17 protein-coding genes are annotated in these 21395 nt (G+C 33.1%); 12 read left to right on the plus strand and 5 right to left on the minus strand.

Annotated elements, in window-relative coordinates:
* Window positions 1–63: 63 nt before the first annotated feature.
* Window positions 64–1098 (plus strand): peptidylprolyl isomerase, encoded by a 1035-nt coding sequence (locus tag H6578_05415; GenBank protein ID MCB9226589.1) that lies wholly within the window; start codon window positions 64–66, stop codon window positions 1096–1098.
* Window positions 1099–1190: 92 nt separating this feature from the next.
* On the opposite strand, the gene H6578_05420 is transcribed toward H6578_05415, so the two are convergent.
* Window positions 1191–2144 carry an NAD-dependent epimerase/dehydratase family protein gene (locus tag H6578_05420; GenBank protein ID MCB9226590.1) on the minus strand — a complete coding sequence of 318 codons (954 nt, stop codon included), beginning with the start codon at window positions 2142–2144 and terminating at the stop codon, window positions 1191–1193.
* A gap of 195 nt (window positions 2145–2339) precedes the next feature.
* Here H6578_05420 and H6578_05425 point away from each other — a divergent pair, with 195 nt between their 5' ends.
* A complete protein-coding gene (locus H6578_05425) occupies window positions 2340–2759 on the plus strand; it encodes a hypothetical protein (GenBank protein MCB9226591.1) in 420 nt (139 codons plus the stop codon).
* Between the two features lie 72 nt (window positions 2760–2831).
* The gene (locus H6578_05430) at window positions 2832–3551 is read left to right on the plus strand and encodes a DUF4919 domain-containing protein (GenBank protein MCB9226592.1); all 720 of its coding nucleotides are present in this window, start codon (window positions 2832–2834) and stop codon (window positions 3549–3551) included.
* Between the two features lie 25 nt (window positions 3552–3576).
* Here the strand turns inward: H6578_05430 and H6578_05435 are convergent, their stop codons facing one another.
* Window positions 3577–4335, minus strand: a complete 759-nt coding sequence (locus H6578_05435; GenBank protein MCB9226593.1) for a sulfite exporter TauE/SafE family protein — start codon at window positions 4333–4335, stop codon at window positions 3577–3579.
* 543 nt (window positions 4336–4878) lie between these two features.
* On the opposite strand from H6578_05435, the gene H6578_05440 reads away from it, so the two are divergent.
* The 8 genes from H6578_05440 (at window position 4879) to H6578_05475 (ending at window position 14177) form a co-directional block, all read left to right on the plus strand.
* Window positions 4879–5541: an oxidoreductase gene (locus H6578_05440; protein MCB9226594.1), complete on the plus strand. Its 663-nt coding sequence runs from the start codon at window positions 4879–4881 to the stop codon at window positions 5539–5541.
* The gene (locus H6578_05445; protein ID MCB9226595.1) at window positions 5501–7027 is read left to right on the plus strand and encodes a CapA family protein; all 1527 of its coding nucleotides are present in this window, start codon (window positions 5501–5503) and stop codon (window positions 7025–7027) included. Before H6578_05440 ends, H6578_05445 begins: the two co-directional genes overlap by 41 nt.
* 21 nt (window positions 7028–7048) lie before the next feature.
* On the plus strand, window positions 7049–7768 hold the full coding sequence (locus H6578_05450) for a type III pantothenate kinase (protein ID MCB9226596.1): 720 nt from the start codon (window positions 7049–7051) through the stop codon (window positions 7766–7768).
* Window positions 7758–9071, plus strand: a complete 1314-nt coding sequence (locus H6578_05455) for a hypothetical protein (GenBank protein MCB9226597.1) — start codon at window positions 7758–7760, stop codon at window positions 9069–9071. Before H6578_05450 ends, H6578_05455 begins: the two co-directional genes overlap by 11 nt.
* Window positions 9072–9081: 10 nt before the next feature.
* Window positions 9082–10503, plus strand: coding sequence for a tetratricopeptide repeat protein (locus H6578_05460; GenBank protein ID MCB9226598.1), 1422 nt, complete (start codon window positions 9082–9084; stop codon window positions 10501–10503).
* Window positions 10504–10516: 13 nt separating this feature from the next.
* On the plus strand, window positions 10517–11101 hold the full coding sequence (gene lptC, locus H6578_05465) for an LPS export ABC transporter periplasmic protein LptC (GenBank protein ID MCB9226599.1): 585 nt from the start codon (window positions 10517–10519) through the stop codon (window positions 11099–11101).
* Window positions 11102–11382: 281 nt separating this feature from the next.
* Window positions 11383–12774, plus strand: a complete 1392-nt coding sequence (gene lpdA, locus H6578_05470; protein ID MCB9226600.1) for a dihydrolipoyl dehydrogenase — start codon at window positions 11383–11385, stop codon at window positions 12772–12774.
* A gap of 203 nt (window positions 12775–12977) precedes the next feature.
* Window positions 12978–14177 carry an RsmB/NOP family class I SAM-dependent RNA methyltransferase gene (locus H6578_05475; GenBank protein MCB9226601.1) on the plus strand — a complete coding sequence of 400 codons (1200 nt, stop codon included), beginning with the start codon at window positions 12978–12980 and terminating at the stop codon, window positions 14175–14177.
* A 147-nt stretch (window positions 14178–14324) separates the two neighbouring features.
* Here the strand turns inward: H6578_05475 and H6578_05480 are convergent, their stop codons facing one another.
* Window positions 14325–14756 carry a TlpA family protein disulfide reductase gene (locus tag H6578_05480; protein ID MCB9226602.1) on the minus strand — a complete coding sequence of 144 codons (432 nt, stop codon included), beginning with the start codon at window positions 14754–14756 and terminating at the stop codon, window positions 14325–14327.
* 176 nt (window positions 14757–14932) lie between these two features.
* Here H6578_05480 and H6578_05485 point away from each other — a divergent pair, with 176 nt between their 5' ends.
* Window positions 14933–16165, plus strand: a complete 1233-nt coding sequence (locus H6578_05485) for an aspartate aminotransferase family protein (protein ID MCB9226603.1) — start codon at window positions 14933–14935, stop codon at window positions 16163–16165.
* Here the strand turns inward: H6578_05485 and H6578_05490 are convergent, their stop codons facing one another.
* Both H6578_05490 and H6578_05495 read right to left on the minus strand, forming a co-directional pair.
* Complete coding sequence (locus H6578_05490; GenBank protein MCB9226604.1) at window positions 16166–18667, minus strand: bifunctional UDP-N-acetylmuramoyl-tripeptide:D-alanyl-D-alanine ligase/alanine racemase; 2502 nt, start codon at window positions 18665–18667, stop codon at window positions 16166–16168.
* A 158-nt stretch (window positions 18668–18825) separates the two neighbouring features.
* Window positions 18826–21387: a lamin tail domain-containing protein gene (locus tag H6578_05495; protein MCB9226605.1), complete on the minus strand. Its 2562-nt coding sequence runs from the start codon at window positions 21385–21387 to the stop codon at window positions 18826–18828.
* Between the last annotated feature and the right edge of the window lie 8 nt (window positions 21388–21395).

Raw genomic sequence — 21395 nt, forward strand, 5'->3', positions numbered from 1 at the left:
CTCACAGATTTATAACTGGCACAGTTTTCTCTTTACATCTAAAATCTAAATAAAATTAAACTTATGAATTATTTTAAAACCTTAAGCTTGCTAATAGTGCTTACTATAAGTAGCGTAGCTATGGCTAGCGGCAATAAAAAAGATGCAAATATGTATGCAGAAATAACCACCAATAGAGGTGTAATTAAAGTAAAATTATTTTTTAAAGAAACGCCAATGACAGTTGCTAATTTTGTGGCACTGGCAGAAGGAAAAATGAAAAATGAAGCTAAAGAATTAGGTGTTCCTTATTATGACGGCACTAAATTTCATAGAGTGATAAGCAAGGCTCAAGGTAGCCCACAAGATTTTATGATACAAGGTGGCGACCCACAGGGAACCGGAATGGGTGGCCCGGGCTATCAATTCCCTGATGAAATAGTAGATAGCTTAAAACATGATAAACCGGGAATTTTATCTATGGCAAACGCAGGAGCTGGAACAAATGGAAGTCAGTTTTTTATAACTATAGTACCTACACCTTGGCTTGACGGCAAACACACTGTTTTTGGCGAAGTGGTAGAAGGGCAAGATATAGTTAATACAACTTTGCAAGGCGATGAAATTAAAAGCATTAAAATAATACGCGAAGGAAAAGAAGCTGAGAAATTTGATGCTCCTACAGTTTTTGAAGAAGCTAAAGTAGCTTTAGTAAAAGCACAGGAAGAAAAAGCCAAAAAAGAAGCAGAAGCCTACATTAACTTTGTTAAGCAAAATTATCCTAACGCTAAGCAAACAGCAAGCGGTTTGTACTACGTAATAACAGAAGAAGGCGAAGGTGCTAAACCTTTTGCAACAAGTAAAGTGAAAGTACATTATGAAGGCAAACTTATGGACGGAACTATTTTTGACAGTTCTATACAGAGAGGCGAGCCGATAACTTTTGGTTTAAACCAAGTAATACCAGGCTGGACAGAAGGACTGCAACTAATGAAAGAAGGTGGCAAAGCTACTTTAATTATACCTTACAAATTAGCTTATGGCGAAATGGGAAGACCACCGGTTATTCCTGCTAAAGCTAACTTAATTTTTGATGTTGAACTTTTAGAAGTTCAGTAAGAAAAAAATTAGCAACAAAAAAATCCGAGCAAAAGCTCGGATTTTTTGTTTTATTCAATGCCTGTTCGTATAAATATTAATAGAACTCAGGTTTAAAGATTATACTTTTTCCAAAACTCAAAAACTTCTTTAGTAGTTTTTTCAGGAGTGTAAGCAAATTCGGTTTTTAACTTTTCATTACTTAAAACAGGACGGTATTGTATAAATTTTAAACTCTCAGGGCCATAAGGAATTAAACGCAAAGGACGTAAAACTGCAAAAGCCAATTTTAATAACCAAACAGGAAGCACTTGTGCCGGCTTGCCTAAAAAAGTTGCCAATTCTTGCGTAGGAATACTTCCTGTACCTGCCACGTTATAAATACCCGATTTACCGTCTTGCGTAGCTTTAAACAATATATTTACTAAGTCTTTATCCCATATAGCTACAAAGGCACTTGGATAACCTTTTATACAAAGCAATTTAGGCTTCTTTAAATAATCCGTTATCGGATTTTTAGTGTTTTCTCCTAAAATAGTACCCACTCTAAAAACAAACTGCTCCATTTCGGGATGCGATTTTCGTACTGCTTTTAATCTTTCTTCTACTAAATATTTATGATAACTATAGGGAATGTCTTTATTGCCCAGCATCTTCATATCTTCTGTTAAAACCAAATCAACATTACTGGGCCAGTACCCATAAGCGGCTCCACTGCTGGAATAAATAAAGCGTTTTACTTTATTCTTAATAGCGGCATTAATTATGTTATGGCTACCATTCACATCTACATCATATTCAAAACTGGCACTATTATGTCCCGTTATAGAAATAATGGCAGCCAAATGCACAATGGTTGTTATTTTGTATTCCGCAACAATCTCGTGTATTTTTTCCGACCTTATATCTGCTTCTACATAAATAACCTCCGCTATTTTATCTTCCTCTTTAGGCGTTCTAATATCTAAAGCTACAATTTTGTTAAACTGCTGTTTATTTTCTATACATTTTAATAAAAATTGGCTTCCAATGTATCCTCCGCTTCCTGTAATTAATATATTTTGCATGGTTTTGTAAAATTAATAAAAAACAGCTGCTACAATCTTAAACTTACAAGTAATTTTCTTTTTTAACTGCTTCACTAAATTTATGTTTTTTACGTATTTTCTCTTTATCAGTAGTTTATATCGTTTGTTTGTTAAAAATAGGTATCTTTAAAAAGTTCTGAACACTATTTTTATACCAATTCTTAAAAAAACCTTATGAATATACTTAGAAATATTTTAGCCGTATTAGTTGGCTTAGTAGTTGGCAGCTATGTAAATATGTTTATCATTAAATTTGGAAGTCCTTATTTTCCCTTGCCGGAAGGCGTAAACCCCAATGATATGGAAAGCATAAAAGCTAATATTCACTTATATAGTTTTAAGCATTTTATTACACCGTGGCTGGCACATGCTGTAGGTGTTTTAGTGGGAGCTATTTTAACGGCTATTATTGCAGCAACATACAAAGCAAGATTAGCCTTAATAATAGGTGCTTTTTTCTTATTAGGTGGTATTGCTATGGTTTACATGCTTCCTCAAACCCCTATTTGGTTTATTTTAGCCGATTTAGTTTTAGCGTACATTCCTATGGCATGGCTGGGAGGAAAGTTGGGAATGATGATTAATAAAAAGTAGAACGCTACTTATAATTTACGATTCACAATAATCTAACAACTATTTTAGTTATACATATAGTAATTGATAGTTATGAAAAGGTTATTTAACATTTTACTTTTATTCTTTTCTATTGCATTCGCTAATGCTCAAGTCTATATTTATGGCATCTCTTTAGAAGAATTAAAGGGAGAAGTATTAAACAATAAGCATGTTATTGTAGAAACCAATCAAAGATGTATAAATTTAGATACTACAGTTAATATACGAGATTTATTTTTATTATACTTTGGAAGTGCATTTTATGACAATTACAATCCCTACGCAGAATCATTAGCCTATAGTATTATTGAAAGTTTGTATGAAGAAAAAAAATTTAAAGAAGTAATTGAAGAATGCAATAATATTATAAAGGATAATCCAGGCATAATTAAACCATTTAGTTATATCGGAGAAGCTTATTATCAATTAGGAGATTCTGCCAAAGCAAGATTAGCATATACAGTTTATTACAATTTACTATCACTACCGTTTTATTCTGGCAATGGAACCTGCTATGATAGTGCTTTTGTTGTTAGAAGTATATCAGATGAATACACTATAATGCATGAACTGGGTTTAAACTCTATCGGACAAAGTTTAAACTACAACAATAATATTCCTTTTGATATTTTATATACCCAAAATGCAGAGGACAATGAAGAAGAAACAGGATATTATTTCAATATATACCTGCCTTTTTCAATTGGATTAAAAGAAATACTTAAAAGTGATAGCAAGGAGAAAAAGAAAAGAAAGAACAAAAAACTATAACCCAAAGACCAATGCCCACATAAAACTACTTAAACCACAACACTACTGCCATTACCACAACTGAGCATATCATAAACCATTTTATGTACTTTTGCCCACTGCCTGCCGACCACCTACTTGCCCACCAGCTCCCCAACGACATACTTACGGCTAAACTCAACCCATAAACCATGTTTATTTTTCCTTCTAAAAAGAAAATAGCTAATGAACTTATGGTATAAATTAGCATAATGGTTGCCTTAGCCACATTAGCTTGTAGCAAGTTGTATTTATTAATAAAACTCAATGCTGCCATTATAAACAAACCCGTTCCTGCTTGTATAAATCCACCATAAATTCCCGTAAAAAACAAAGCAATACATGCCAAAATTTGATGCTTAACACCCAAACGAAGTGCTACTTCTTCTCCTGATTTTAGCTTTAAAGCCGGGTTTAAAATAGTCATAATTACCACTACCACCATAACCACTGCCAGTATTTTGTTAAACAAAGCATCATTAAGCTCTACAGCTATTTTAGAACCAATAATAGCACCACCCAAAGCAAATAATCCCAGTATTATCCCAAACTTACCTGCACTTAAACCTTTGCTTTTATATCCGGCTATTGAAGTGGCATTTTGAAATAAAATAGCAATACGATTAGTGCCGTTAGCCATAGCACTATCTAAACCCATAAATATAAGCATAGGCATGGTTAGCAACGAACCACCACCTGCCATGGTATTTATAATTCCAGCCAAAAGACCTACTATGGCTATTAATCCAATTTGCCAAAATTCCATGCCGACAAAGGTAGCTTTATTGCTGAATGATTAATTCCTAATTTTTAAATAAATTTTTTATGCCTATTCGTAATATTACCCATGAAGTATTTTACATTAACTTTTCTTTAATAAAAAAGTTACAAAATCTGCTATACGGCAGTATGAGAATCGTACTAAGTTTTCAGCGACCCATTATGACCTTAATCAAAAATACGTTAAGAAATGATGTAAAACAGACATCCAAAATGAATGAAATTATAAAACAGTAAACAGACAAATTAGTATGCTCCTACAAATAAAAATACTTTAGGAAAACTAAAATTGAGCATACATTAATTTGTCATCGTCTGTTTTATAGCATTTTAGTGTTTTTGATTACAGTCTTGACCCCTGTCTGCCGGCAGGCAAGTTTGGTTACCTTTGTGTCAAGACAAAGGTAAAAAAATACAAACTGAAATTACTTAGATGTCCCAAACTGTTATATTAAAGCATAAATTATTGGTATAAAAACGAATAGCCATAAAATTTTTCTATCCAACTAAATTGCTATCTTTGAAATCCATGAAAAAAACACTTTTAATTGCAGGCTCAAGTGGCTTAGTAGGAAATCAACTGCTACAACTAATGCTTGAAAATAATTCCGTAGCAAAAGTTTATACTTTGGTACGAAAAACTCAGCAGATAAATCATCCTAAATTAGAAGAAATAATTTTTGATTTTAACGATAATAACGCCTACCAAAATCTTCCTAAAATAGATGCTACCTTTTGTTGCTTAGGTACAACTATTAAAAAAGCAGGTTCGCAGCAAAAATTTGAACAAGTAGATTTTCAGTATCCTTTGCAATTAGCCAAAAACACTAAATCTTCAGCTTTTAGTATCATTAGTGCCATGGGAGCAGACAGCCATTCCAGTATTTTTTATAATAAAATAAAAGGTAAATTGGAAGACGAATTAAAAAAACTTAATTTTGACACCTTAAATATTTTTCAGCCTTCATTATTAGTAGGAAATAGAGCAGAACATAGATTAGGCGAAAGTATAGCCATAGCTATAATGCCTAAATTAGATTTTCTATTAGTAGGCGGGCTAAAAAAATATAGAAGTATAAAAGCAGAAAATGTGGCTAAAGCCATGTTAAAAGCTACAATTGATAATTTAAAATCTAAAACATACACCTCAGATGAAATTCAAGCTTTGGCTGATAACTATATTAATAGTTAGTTGTATTACCGCAAAAGGACAGTTGAAATATGTAGATAACGATTCTGCCAGCTTTTTAAAATTAATGATAGTTGGAGATGTTACTTTAACCAAAGAAATTTTAAATTCTTCTTATTCTGAAAAATCTAAAACCTACGATTTTCAACACGTTTTTCATTACATACGCCCTATTTTAAACTTAGGCGATATAGTGATAGGAAATGCAGGCAACTCTTTTGGCATAGACAGCAATTTTTTAGACGGCAAAACCAATAATGCTCCCAGCGAATACGGTATAGCTTTAAAATATGCCGGATTTAATTTTTTAATGAATGCCAATAGTGCCGCTGTTAATCAAGATATAGAGCCTTGGCTGGCAAATAAAAAATATTTAGATAGCCTTCATATCAATCAAATAGGCTCTTTTGAACACGACAAAGATAGAAGACAAAGAAACCCTACGCTTATAAAAAAAGACGATATAACTGTAGCCTTTTTAAACTATATGGATCCACTTCCCTATTACACAGGAGTATCACCCGTAGTTAACGGTGTGCAAGAGGATATTATAAAAAAAGACATACTGCGAGCTATAAACAATGGTGCTGAGTTTATAATAGTTTATTTAAACTGGGGTAATGAATATCAGAGTAGAGAAAACGTAAATCAAAAAAATCTGGCAGATATTTGTTTAAATGCAGGAGCAGATATGGTAGTGGGTTCTGGACCAAATACCGTACAAAACGTAAGCGTTAGTGGCGAAATATTGGCAAACAGAGTAAAGAAAAACATAGTGTTATATTCATTAGGCGATTTTGTAAGCACCTCTACAGAACCTTTATTTAACAGCTCATGCATAATAGAAATAGTACTTAAAAAAGATAAAAAAACAAATACGGTAGAAATAGAAGACGATGGATTTATAAGCACATACACCGCCATGTACGAAGACGGAAACAAAACAAGATATGCCATAATGCCCGTTTCGCAGGTAGAAAAAAGCAATATAAACGTGCCTATAAGTGCTACAGAAATACACTGGATGAGAAGTGCAGCCGAAAAAGTAAGAAGAAAATTTAGTGGAGCTATTGATGAAATAGAATACGAAATAAATGATGAAATTATAGACGATGTAGCCGAAGTGCTAACCGTAACCAGAAGACCGCTAAACGAAAGCAAAAATTTCAGATTAGAAATTAACAATCACCTACTTTCAGCTTCAAATGTAGAAGACAATGAAGAAGATATAGCCAGCGAGCCTATATATAATGAAGGGATTATTTACAAAGTTCAGTTTTTAAGTTTAAGAAGAGAAATTCCTATAGATACAGAGTATTACAAACATCTTAGAGGATACGAAACCTACAAAGAAGGCGATTATTACCACTATGTAATAGGCAATTTTAAAAACTTAAAACGTGCTAATGACTTTTGTTTAGATGTAAAAAGAAACGGGCATAAATATGCTTATGTAGTAGCTTTTGAAAATGGTGTTAAGGTAAAATAACACACAAATAACTAACCAACAATGAATGGCATAATAGACAGAGGAAATACCAAAACTAAAATTTTTGCATTCAACAAAGATGTTCTTATAAAAAGACACAGTTTTTTTAATGAGGAAGAACAATACATAATTCAAACCATAAAATCTTTTAGTTTTGATAGAGGAATAATATCAAGTTCAGCAAATATTTCTGATACTTTACAAATGGCTACGCATTATTTTGTTAAAATGAGTCATGAAATAAAATTGCCTATAAAAATTAACTATAAAACTCCCGAAACTTTAGGTACAGATAGAATAGCTTTAGCTGTGGGAGCAAACACACTTTACCCCAATAAAAACTGCCTGATAATTAGTGCCGGAACTTGCATAACTATTGACTTAATAGACCAAAACAATACCTACCAAGGAGGCATAATATCTCCGGGTTTGACAATAAGATTACAATCTTTACATACCTTTACCGACAAATTGCCGTTATTAAACCTAAAAAAAGAAGGTAGTTTCCCCATTATTGGAAAAACTACTAAAGAAAGTATGGAAAGTGGAATTTACAATGGAGCTTTTGCAGAAATTAATGCTACAATTGATAATTTTAGGCTTAATTTTGAAGATTTAACAGTATTATTAACTGGTGGAGATATGAAAATGTTTGAATTAAATACTAAAAATAAGATATTTGCCGAACAAAATTTACAAGCCATAGGCCTAAATAGAATATTAAACTATAATGCAGAGTAATTTTAAAACCCTTGTCTATACAATTATATTGGTTGTTTTAGGCAGTACATCATTTGCCCAAACCTTTTCGCCACACAGCCGTTTTGGCATAGGCAATATGTTCAATCCTGTGTTTTCAGCCAATAAAGCAATGGGTGGAATTTCTGCCGGATATACCAACAGCCGAGAAATTAATTATTTAAACCCTGCCTCTTATGCAGCAATGCAATACACTAATTTCAATATAGGCTTACAAATGTATGGCAATACTATTTCATCAGATTCTGCTCAAATAGCAGGAAGCGTAAATGGAGGAATAAATAATGTAGCCTTAGGTTTTCCGGTTATTATGAACCATTGGGGAATGGCATTTGGCTTAACACCTTTTAGCTATAAAAAATACAATTATAGCAATACTTTAACAGACGATGGGACAAGCTATACCTACAATAATTTAGGAAAAGGCTCTACATACAAAGTATTTTGGGGAAATGGATTTGAATACAAAAATTTCAGATTTGGAGTTAATGCAGGTTTCGTTTTTGGTGGTTTAGACGAAAGTCAAGAGATTTTATTAAAAGACACCACTAGCAATATTAACACCTCTGTACACAATGAGCTAAATTTAAAAGATTTTACAGCAGATTTTGGAGTGCAATACACTTTTAAAATAAGCAAATTAGAAAATCAAGATAAAGATAAAATTCCTGTTTATATGACCGTGGGAGCTTACGGTGCTCCACCTATAAACATAAAAAGTGCACATTCAAAATATAATATTTCCAGCAAAACAGACCCTTATACTCAAGAGCAATATCCTATAGATTCCGCTTCGGGAGGATTTTATAATCAAAAAGTGCAAACAAAATTACCGGCATATTTTGGTTTAGGGTTTACCATAGGCAATGAATTGTGGTGGACAGCAGGAGCAGATTTCCATTTTGAAAATTGGAAAAGCTACAATAGCAAAATTAATAATACGCCACTAAATAATTTATGGCAATTAAAAATAGGTGGCGAAATAAAACCCGATTTTAGAAGTAATAATTATGCAAAACAAGTCAATTATAGGCTGGGAGCACAGTTCGGAAAATCGTATGTAACCCACGCTGGCAAAGGCGTTCCCGAGTTTGGCATGACATTTGGATTTGGATTACCGTTAGGTAAAGTTACCGGCAGTGGCTCAAGAAACAAAATAAACTTAGCCATGGAGATAGGCAGAAGAGGAATAGCCGATATCAATACTTACAAAGAAAATTATTATAAATTAACCCTTACCTACGCTTTAAGCGATAGATGGTTTATAAAACGAAAATTTGATTAAGATGAAAACAATGAAAAAAATATCAATAGTAGCCTTTATACTTGGATTTGCATTTAACACGCAAGCCCAAGATGCAAAAGCAAGAGTTCAATCAATAATAGATGCCGTAAGTAAAAACTGTGGAGGACCAACTTATGGAGCAGACAGCGTGAGAACAATTACCAATATCTCATTATACCGTGAGTTTAAAAAGCAAGGCGATGACCAAAAAGACCTTGCTACAAAACTAAAGTATTATAAAGATGCCTATCCGGGCTGGAAATATGCTTATTATCATGCTCCTGGTGCTAAAGTATATTTGCACTACGATGCAAAAGATATATACGAAGCACTTTTAGAAGCAGAAACAAACGAAGACAGAAAAAGAGCTTATGAAGATACGCTACTTTCTATCTACGATATAAGAATGAACTGTTTTGGAAAATCTGCCGACCTTACCATGCGTAAAGCTTTTGACTGGTATAAATATAGAAATGACGGAAATGAAGCATTAGTATATGAAATGTTTAAAAACACCGTAAAAGCTTTTGATGAGGAAGAAGGAACAAGCAAATTAGACATCAGTTCAGCATTTTTAGTACCTTATATGTATATGGCTATAAAAGTAAATAAAGGTGCAAAAACCATAGATGAAGAAGAAGTGTTTGATGTATTTGACCAAATAAACGATATAGCAGACTACAATATGCAAAAAGGCAATGATGTAGGAAAATACAAAGGAGCTTCAGATAAAGTGTTTGACTTTATGGAAAAATATGGCTACTTAGATCCTACAACTATTGGCAATTTAGCTACTAAAAAATACAATGCAGACCCTAACAGTTTATCTACTCAAATAAAAGTATATAAAATGCTTAAAGCTGCAAAACTGTATGACCACGAGTTATTTTTCCCTGTAGCAGAAAAAGTGTATGAGCAACAACCAAGTTCTGCTTTAGCTACTTTCTTAGCTAAAAAAGCAAGTGAAAATGGCAATTACTCAAAAGCTATAAAATATATACAAGAAGCTAATGAAAGTGAAACCGATGCTAACACAAAAGCACAAAACTTGCTTACTATAGCTCAGTTTTATCAAGCAAAAGGCGATTTTAGCTCAGCAAGAACCTACGCCAATAAAGCAGCAGATATGCGTGGCGGCTGGGGCGACCCTTACATTTTAATAGGAAGATTGTATGCTGCAAGTGGCTCTAAATGTGGCCCCGGCACAGGCTGGGATAGCCAAGTAGTAGTATGGGCAGCTATAGACCAATGGAACAAAGCTAAAAATATAGACCCAAGTGTAGCTACAGAAGCTCAAAACCTAATAAATAAATACTGGCAGTATATGCCTTCAAAATCTGACATATTCTTACGTCCAGATGTAACAGAAGGCGGTTCTTATTCAATAGGTTGCTGGATGGGCGTAACTACAACAGTAAGATCAAGTGATTAATAAAGTATTAAAAATGCTAAATAAATTTAACTTACCGATAGCACTCAAAAGCTATCGGTTTGTTGTTTTTATACTTTTGCTCTTCTTATGGGCTTGCACCAATGATTTAGAAGAAGTAAAAGAAGTAACCAGCGAAAAATTTGTAAGCATAGAAAAAGGCGAAGATGTAAGCATACTATTTACCGAAGATGCCGTGCCTACCATAAAAATAGAAGGCCCTACGGCTATAAGGTACGCTTATTTGCCACCCGATACACCTTACACCGAATTTCCAGATGGACTTAAACTTTATGTTTACGACCAAGAGGGAAAAATAGAAAGTACTTTAAGTGCCAATAAAGGTACAATGGGAGATAATAGCGATAACTTAGAAGTAACCGGAGATGTGCAAATAGTTAATAGCAAAGGAGAAAAATTAAATGCCGAAAAATTATTTTGGAATAAAACTGATAAAAAAATACGCTCCGATGAGTTTGTAAAAATATATACAAATGATGAAGTTATATACGGTACTGGTTTTGAGGCAGATGAGAACTTTACAAACTACGTGATATATAATATAAAAGGCGTAGTAAAAGTACGAGATGGCTCATTTTAAGATTACTTAACAACAAAAAATTAAGTTATGTGCCATTTATCACACAGAAATAAAAAAATGGTTGTACCTTTGACTTATTAAGTAGATAGTGAGTTAGGTTTTATACTTAACGAAATACTTTTTCATAATTGGTTAGTTACAATAAGCCTTAGACGCAATGTCTAAGGCTTATTGGTTTTTAGTAGGCACGTATAATTCTATATTCCCTTAAAAATTAATAATTATTAGCCTACAATTATTTAATAACCTTTACCTTTGCAGTAAATAAAAAAAGGAAAAAAATGTCAAAATACGATGTTGCAATAATTGGTTCAGGCCCTGGTGGATATGTTGCCGCTATTAGATGTGCTCAATTAGGATTTAAAACCGCTATAATTGAAAAATATAACACTTTAGGAGGCACTTGTTTAAATGTAGGGTGCATTCCAAGCAAAGCTTTGTTAGATAGTTCAGAGCATTATCATAAAATGCAACACGAATTTGCAGAACACGGCATAGAAGTAAAAGGTAGTAGCATTGATTTTAAAAAAATGATAGATAGAAAAAGTGCTGTGGTAAAACAAACTTGCGATGGCGTTGCTTTTTTAATGAACAAAAATAAAATTGATGTAATAACAGGCATAGGTTCGTTTAAAGATAAAAACACCATAACTATAAATGGCAAAGACGAAATTAAAGCAGATAAAATTATCATAGCCACAGGTTCAAAACCCGTAGAATTACCCTTTGCTAAATTTGACAAAAAACGCATTATTTCTTCTACAGAAGCTTTAGCTTTATCAGAAATTCCAAAGAAATTTGTCATTATCGGAGGTGGAATTATTGGTTTAGAATTAGGCTCAGTGTATCATCGCTTGGGTAGCGAAGTAACGGTAATAGAATATGCCGACAGATTAACACCTACCATGGATAGCGACATTAGCAAAGAGCTGAAAAGATTTTTAAGCAAACAAGGAATGAAGTTTGAATTAAGCACAAAAGTTACTGATGTGAGTGCTAAAGGAAAAACTGTAACTGTAAAAGCTGAAAATAAAAAAGGCGAAGCAGTTGAGTACACAGGCGATTATTGCTTAGTAGCAGTGGGCAGAAAACCTTATACCGAAGGTTTGGGGCTTGAAAATGTAGGCTTAAAAACAGATGAAAGAGGAAGAATTTCTACTAATGAAAAACTACAAACAGCTGTAGAAAATATATACGCAATAGGCGATGTAGTAAAAGGAGCTATGTTGGCTCACAAAGCCGAAGAAGAAGGCGTTTATGTAGCAGAAATAATGGCGGGACAAAAACCACATATTCATTACAATTTAATTCCCGGTGTATGCTATACGTGGCCGGAAGCGGCAAGTGTAGGAGCTACAGAAGAGGAGCTGAAAGAGCAAAAAATTGACTACAAAACAGGCAAATTTCCATATAGAGCCTTAGGGCGTGCCAGAGCAAGTATGGATTTAGACGGTTTTGTTAAAATATTAGCCAATAAAGAAACAGATGAAATTTTGGGCGTTCATATAGTAGGAGCCCGTGCTGCCGATTTAATAATGGAAGGCGTAGTAGCTATGGAATACCGTGCCAGTGCAGAAGATGTTTGCCGTATGAGCCACCCTCACCCTACATACAGCGAAGCATTTAAAGAAGCCTGTTTTGCGGCTACGGCAGATAGAGCTATGCATATTTAATAGACGTAAGATTTAAGACATAAGATATAAGACGTAAGATATAAGACGTAAGATTTAAGACTTATATATATTCCAAAAAATAATTTCACATTCCATAATACCCCACCTGAAAAGGAGGGGAAGAAGGGGTGGTTTTTATAAATGTATGTGAAATTATTTTTGGGTGCAGTATAAATAAAATATAAAAACAATTTCTGTCTAAAATGAAAATTTACCCTATCCTTTTACTTGGTTTACATCAGGCATTGCAAGAAGCTTTATTTACGGATGCTTATGCAGACAAAGTATTGGAAAAAACATTTAAAGCCAATAAAAAATGGGGAAGTAAAGACCGAGCTTTTATTGCGGAATCTTTCTATGATATTATACGCTGGAAAACCAAACTTGAGTTTTATATGAATGAGGAAATAAACCCTCAAAATGTATATAAACTAATGGCAACGTATCTTTTGCTTACTTATAACAGTCTGCCTCCTTTCGGTGAATTTAAAAATATAGATACAGAATTTTTAAAAAATAGATTTAGTTTACCTATTGAAAATCCTGCTATTAAACACGCTGTTCCACAATGGCTATACACCAAAGTAGCAGAAGCCTACCCTAATCAAGTAGATGAAATTTTTGAAGCCTTAAACGAACAAGCTGAAGTATATTTAAGAATAAATACACTAAAAACCTCAAAAGAAAACACTATAAATGCTCTTTTAAAAGAAGATATTGAAGCTAAAAGCGTAGCAAATTACCCTAATGCTATAATGCTTACTCACAGGAAAAACGTATTTAGAACTCAGGCTTTTCAAAATGGTTGGTTTGAAGTTCAAGATTTGTCATCTCAGTTGGTAGCTTCTGCATTAGCCGTAAAAGAAGGCATGCGGGTAATAGATACTTGTGCCGGTGCAGGTGGAAAAACACTTCATTTGGCTTCATTAATGAAAAACAAAGGTCAAATTATAGCATTAGATATTCATGAATGGAAATTAAAAGAACTTAAACGCAGAGCTAAAAGAGCGGGTGCTCATAATATAGAAACCCGAGTAATTGAATCATCAAAAACTATAAAACGCCTATATAACGGTGCTGATGCCATATTAATAGATGCCCCGTGCAGTGGTTTAGGTGTACTAAAACGCAACCCCGATGCCAAGTGGAAACTGAACACCGATTTTATAGAAAGAGTAAAAAAAGAGCAAGCTGAAATTTTAAATAAATACAGTAAAATTGTAAAAGAAAATGGCACTTTAGTTTATGCCACATGCTCCATACTACCAGAAGAAAATGAACTTCAAGTTCAAGATTTTTTAGCTAAAAACAACAATTTTAAGCTTGAAAATGAACAAATAATTTTACCCAATAAAACAGGCAATGACGGTTTTTATATTGCTAAGTTGAATAGAATTAGCTAATCAAACAACAAATTCACTAACTCCCTATTTAGCTATCCCAAACTCTTTGCAACTTTACACTAAAATAAAACGGAAGCTGTCATAGCGGAAATTTGGAACAAAGTGGAAAATTGTCCGCTATCTTATTATTTATCTAATCGTCTCGTCCTAAAAGGGTGTCAGTTCTGCCAATGCATATAACAGTCTGTTTTGAGCACCTTCTTGCGAGCCAAATATGGAGTGTGTTATCTTGCCATTTTTATCAAATAATAACCAATGAGGTGTTCCTTCTGCACTAAAGTGATGATAATTTATGGCGTCTTCATCTAAATAAATGGGAAATGGAGCTTTGCTTTCGGTAAATATATCCATTATTTCTTGCTGCGTAAAAGGCATAGAAGCAAACTGAACATGCACTACTACTAATTTAACATTAGGGTTTTCTTGGCTCAACTTATAGGCTAAAGGTAAAGCTCGCCCTGTGCACCCCAAGCAGGATGTGCTGTAAAACAATACCAATATGGGCTCACCTTTGTAGGCTTCTAATGGATTAAATGAATCTCCCGAAAATGTTTTTAAATCTTGTTTAAACTTTGGCATAAAAATATTATTTCATGTATAATACTGATTAGAAAGATATAATAGTCCAATAAGGCATAAGCCAATATTGTACTAAATGCATTAATTTAACAATATAAAACCCAAAACAGTTTAGATTATTTTGCATTAACAATTAGTATTATAAATATTACCTTTGCATAAACATATACCCCATTATGCAATATTGGAAAAAACTTACCCAAGAGCAGCGTAAGTCAAGAATAGAAAAGGCACTTCAAAAAAATGTAAATTTTTCTAACGATGCTTCTTTAGGTTATCCTGCTTCAAAGTTAGATAACAAAGTATTTTATGACGATGCCCCGTTTTTAAAGGATGCTCCCACACTTAAAACCTATGTAGCCAACCCCAATAATATAGGCTGTCATACCTATGGTACATCAGAAAAAGCATTTAGTGGCACGCAAGAAATAGAAAAAGAGGTGCTTAATGTGCTGGCGGTAGATATTTTTAAAATAAAAGAAAATGAATTTGATGGTTATATTGCTCCCGGTGGCACTGAAGCCAATATACAAGCCCTATGGATTTTTAGAAATTTGTTTTTTAAAAAGTATAAAGCCAATTCTAATGAAATAGCTATTTTAGCCTCAGAAGATACGCATTATTCTATTCCTAAAGGTTCAAATTTGCTACAAATAGAATGGTTAAAAATACCTGTAGATTTTAGCACCAGAGAAATACAGAAAAATAAATTAGATGAAATAGTAAAAGAAGCTATTAAAGCAGGTAAAAAATATTTTATGGTGGTTGCCAATATGGGAACTACCATGTTTGGTTCTATTGACAATCCTGATATTTATACCGAAATATTAGAAAAACACAAAGCTGTATATAAACTCCATATTGACGGTGCTTATGGTGGTTTTATTTATCCATTTAGCAATAGAAACTCAAAAATAAACTTTAGCAATCCTAAAATTAGCTCTATAACTATAGATGCACATAAAATGCTACAAGCACCTTATGGTACAGGTGTTTTTATTTGCCGAAAAGGCTTAATAGAAAATGTATTAACCAAAGAAGCGGAGTATGTAGAGGGTATGGATTTAACCTTGTGTGGTAGCCGTTCGGGGGCTAATGCCGTAGCCGTTTGGATGATATTATTTACTTATGGACCTTATGGGTGGAGAGAAAAAATAAGTATTTTGCAAATGCGTACACAGTTTTTATGCGAAGAATTAGACCGTTTGAACATAAAATATTTTAGAGAACCCAATATGAATATTGTTACTATTAGCTCAAAAGGAATACCTATAGCAGTTGCAGAAAAATATGATTTAGTGCCACAGCAACACAACGATAAAAACCAATGGTATAAAATAGTGCTTATGGATCATGTAGAAATAGACCACCTAACTACTTTTGTAGAAGATTTGAAGAAAAATATGTGATTACCCTTCGCCTACAAAAAATACACGTTTTACTCTTTCAGAAACATTACAGAGCACTTCGTAAGGAATAGTGTTTATTTGTTGAGCTATTTCTGATGCACTTATATTTTCTCCAAAAATTTCTGCCACATCCCCTTCTTTAGCTTCGGGTATGTCGGTTACATCTACCATGGTCATATCCATGCAAATATTACCGATAATAGGAGCTTTTTTGCCTTGTATAAAAACATTGCCCACACCATTGCTTAATAATCTATTTAGTCCGTCAGCATAACCTATAGCTATGGTGGCTATAGTAGAATCTTTTTGAGCAATACCTTTTCTGCCATAGCCTACGGTTTCGCCTTTTTTTAAATGCTTAACCTGCGAAATTTTTGTTTTAAGTTTAGTAACGGTTAGTAGTTGTTCTTGCATTTCGGCATTAAAACCATACATGCCTATGCCTAATCTAACCATGTCAAACTGTGCTTCTTTAAAACGGCTAATGCCACTGCTGTTTAAAATATGTAATAGCGGTTTATAGCCAAGTCCCTTAATAAGTTGTTGGCTTATTTTTTCAAAAGTGTTAATTTGCTGTTGGGTAAAATCATCTTTTTCAGCTTCGTCAGATGCCACTAAATGAGAGTATATAGACTGAACTTTTATATGTTTATTAGATTTTAAATCGTTTATTAATTGTTCAATATTTTGCTCTTCAAAACCCAAGCGTTTCATGCCTGTATCTATATTAAGGTGTACAGGATAAGATGTTTCTAACTTAAAATTTTTAATAGCATTAGTAAAAGCTTTTAACAAAGAGAAACTATAAATTTCGGGTTCTAATTTATATCTAACTATAGCATTAAAACTTCTTTCCTCAGGATTAAGCACCATAATGGGCGTTTTTATTCCTGCTTTGCGTAGCATTATACCTTCATCGGCATAGGCTACACCAAAATAACCCACTCTGTTAAATTCTAATAATTTGGCTATTTCTACCGAGCTGGCACCATAAGAAAAAGCTTTAACCATAGCCATTATTTTAACATTAGGTTTTAGCGTAGCCGCAAAAACTTTATAGTTGTGTAAAATAGCATTTAAGTCAATTTCTAATATGGTGGCATGTGCTTTTTCTTCTAAATAAGCACTTATTTTTTCAAACTCAAATTTTCTTGCTCCTTTAAGTAGCACATTTTCCGTATTAAAATCTGCATCGCTTACTTTGGTTAAAAAACTATCGGTGTCTTCATAAAAGTGTAAGCCGTTTTTAAAATCTTCTTGTTTAAATAAAAACTTATGCTGCATTAAATTTTTGCCAATGCCTATAAAGCGGTCTATTTTATTTTGAACAAGTAAATCATTTATTGCGGTGTATAAATCTACTCCCGACATGCCACTTTGCAAAATATCGGATAAAATAACCGTGTGGTTTTGGTTGTTCTTTTGCTGATTTAAAAAATCTATAGCAATTTTTAGCGAGTCAATATCAGAATTATAGCTATCATTAATTATAATACAGTTGTTAATCCCATTTTTTTGTTCTAAACGCATTTCTATACGTTGTAGCAATTTTAAACGCTTGTTTATAGTTTTTTGATTATAACCCAAATGCAACATAAGCACCACTCCGTGCATGGCATTTTGAATGGATGAAGTATCGGAAAAAGGAAGTTTTATTTTATAATCTTCTTTTTTGTAGGTTAAATAATAAATAGTTCTCTTTCCTCTTTCCTCACTTAATTTTATTTTTATTTGAGCTTCGTCATTAAAACCCCAGTCTAATAAATCGGGCGTATTTTCTAAGGCGGTATCGTTTCCAAAAGCTTCAGTTATGGCACTGTGCACGGGTTTTATATCGCTGTTGTAAATTAAAGTTTTGGCTCGCACAAAAAGCTTTAGTTTCTCTTTTATTTTATGAAATTGGTTAATAAAATTTTCGCTGTGTGCAGAACTAATAGTAGTAAAAATGCCAATGGTAGGCTGTATTATTTTTTCAAGTTGTTGCATCTCGTCCGGTTCAGAAATGCCCGCTTCAAAAATGCCAAAATTATGTTCTTTTTTCAATCCCCAAACAGAAAGCGGCACACCCAACTGGGAATTGTAAGACTTTGGACTTCGGCAAATATTATAGTCTTCTTGAAGCAACTGGTGGCACCATTCTTTTACTATAGTTTTTCCATTAGAACCCGTTATAGCCAGCACAGGAATTTTAAAATGACTGCGATGAAAAGCCGCTAATTTTTGAAGGGCAACTAAGCTGTTTTTTACTTCTACAAAATTTACATCTTTAAGTTTTTCAAGCTCTTCGGTATGTTCTACCACAAAGTTTCTAACGCCTTTTTCATATAAATCAGCTATAAAGTGATGCCCGTCTGAAAGTTTTCCTTTTATAGCAAAAAAAAGGGTATTAGCTCCGTTTCTCACTTTTCTACTATCATAAAGTAAATGCGAAATATGTGCATCGGCATTTTCAAAATGCCACTTGCCGGCAATGGCTTGTTCTATTTGTTTAATGTTATACATATAAGTTTTTCACAACTATCTGAAACTTGAATAAAAAAGTGCCTAAGAATACTTTATATTTTGAAAAATGCCGACACATTTTCAAATTTGGTATTATTCAAACGTTCCAAAAATACAAATAATATCAATTGTTAATACAAAATAATCTAAACTATTTTTTATTTCAACGAAGTACCCAAAACCACATTTTTCTTTATAACTTTTTTCTTGCCCGATTCATTAAATAATTCAAACACAATAATATAAATACCAACATCCGCTTTTTCAAAGTTGTTGTTTGTACCGTTCCATTGCCATGTGTTATTTGTGCCTAAAAGTTGGTTTTGTGCCAGCAGTTTTACCTTTCGCCCTAAAGCATCATATACCGTTATGTCTGCCACTTCGCCTACAGTGGCATTATTATAACTTATAAGGCAAAAATCATTATATCCATCTTCATTTGGAGTAAAAACCTCTGGTTCTACGCTTATATTGTCTGCTTGATTTACATTAAAAGCTTGAGAATTTTGAGCAGTAGGTGTTGCATAGTTATAAGTGCGTGCCGCACTATGCCAGTTATTTTTATCGTTTGTAGGTTCAGTTGCCTGTATGCGTTCTAAACTTACTCCATCTTGCACATCAAGCAATTCAAAATGCCAAGATTTATCGTAGTATAAAGAATCAAACCAGACGCCATTTTTTTGTTTTAAAACAGCTATACTTTTATCGTCATTAAAATTAGGTAAACGGCACTCATAAAGCCAACCGGGATTAGCTACATAATGCAATTCTTGTAGCAAAGCAGTATCTAAAGTAAGAACGGTATAGCTACCGGGCATCAATCTTATTTTGTCAATAAATAATGAATCTGTTAATAGCTGAGGATTATTGCCATCGTATTCTAAAACCTCTAAGCCTAATACTTCAAAAGCTGTGTTTTGAGTATTATAAATTTCTAAAAAATCAATACCTCCACTTACGGGATTAAATAGAATTTCATTAATAATTAAATCTCCTTTTTGAGGTGTTTGGTATAAAAAGAAACTGTCGGTAGTATTGGGCAAAACATTGTTAAAACAATCTTGTAAGTTGGATAATTGAAGTACATACGGCTGTCCTGTTTGAAGTGGCTGAGCTAAGTGCACGGTAAGTGTATTTGTACTGCTAATGTAAGCTTGTTCTACTCCATTGTTAAGCACATTAACATTTTGAGTGCCAATATTTTGTGCTTCAGTATTTAAACTAACTAATAATGTAGTATCATTGTCTATAATTATATCTTGTATAGTTATTGGTGTAGATGAAAAACTATAGTTTACTACACTATTTTCCGTGCCGGGAGTTGCCCCTGATGTATTAAAAGAGGGAAACCAATTATAAAAAGGTGTACATATTTCATCGGTAAAAATTCTTTCTAAACTATAGCCACCATTTTTCTTTTGGTTGCCCACGCTATCCGTTTCGTTTCTATACCAATCTACTTTATAAGAAACGCTATCTATCAATACATCATAGGTGTTGAATATTTTTAAATTATCGCCACTATTATTTAAAGAAGGAAAGTTGGGAACGCCTACCGTTTTTCCAAATAAACTATAATCGGATTCGGCAGTAGTTTTGCATAATAATAAAAAGTTGTGGGGCAAAATAGTATCGTAGGGAATAAGTACTGTATCTGAGGCATCGGCAAATTTCCAATTATTGAGAAAAATGGTGTCAGAAGATACATTTTTTAACTCTACAAATTCAAAAGCAGGCATACCAAAACTTGGAGTTTCATCTGCATAAATTTCGTTGATTATTACATTGTGAAATGGCGTATTTATAACTTGAAAATTAAATGTTGTATCTAAGGGATTATTGCTTTCATCTTCTGTATGAATAGTTATTTGATTATTTGTGCTAAAAAATTGATTAAAATTTAAAAGCAATTCGTTTCCATAATACAAAATGGATAAAGGGTTTAAAGTGCTGTTGAGCAAATAATTAGCATTATTTATGGCGGTTATGCTATCTAAAACTTCGTCAAAATAAAAAGAAACGCTTTGTAGAGAATTAATGGAGTGAGCAATTAATTTAGGCGGAGAATTATCAACATAAATCTGCGAAGTAACATTAAAATCATCAAACCAAAATTTATCTGAGCGAGTAGCGGTATAATCACAAAACACACCAAAATATGAAGAACTCATATAGGTGTTATCAAATGCTGTTCCTTGGCTAAAATAGCTATTCAAAGCAGAAGATGTGTCAACAAATAATTCAAAATTGCCTAAGTTATCTCTGTCTATTTTTACTTTCATTTCATTTACAGAAGCGTTGGTTAAGCCATCTGTCCCATCAATAATGTTAGTGGTATTTGTTCCGTCTTGTCGGTATAAGCTAATTTCATCGGCAGTATTGCCTATCATTATAAAATAGCCATTTAAAGCTTGTTTTAAATTGTCATTATTGCTCATTAAATACACTAAAGCTTTGTTGCTACTTGAAGGATTAAAATCTAATTTCACATAAAATTCCCAAAAACCATTTATTGCCCCTTGAGATGCTGTGCTTAAAAAACTTTCGGCAGTATTAGCAGGAGCATTTAAGTGTAATTTTTCATTGGTATCTATTTCAAAACTGTCGGTGTTGCCTATCCATGGCGGATTTGAGTTAAAATTTCCATCAGAAAAATTGTCTTGAAATTGACAAAATAAACTTATAGGAAGCAAAAAAAGAAGAACACTCAAGAATTTCATATAATAAA

This window comes from Chitinophagales bacterium, assembly GCA_020635995.1.
Lineage (GTDB): Bacteria > Bacteroidota > Bacteroidia > Chitinophagales > UBA8649 > JAFMKE01.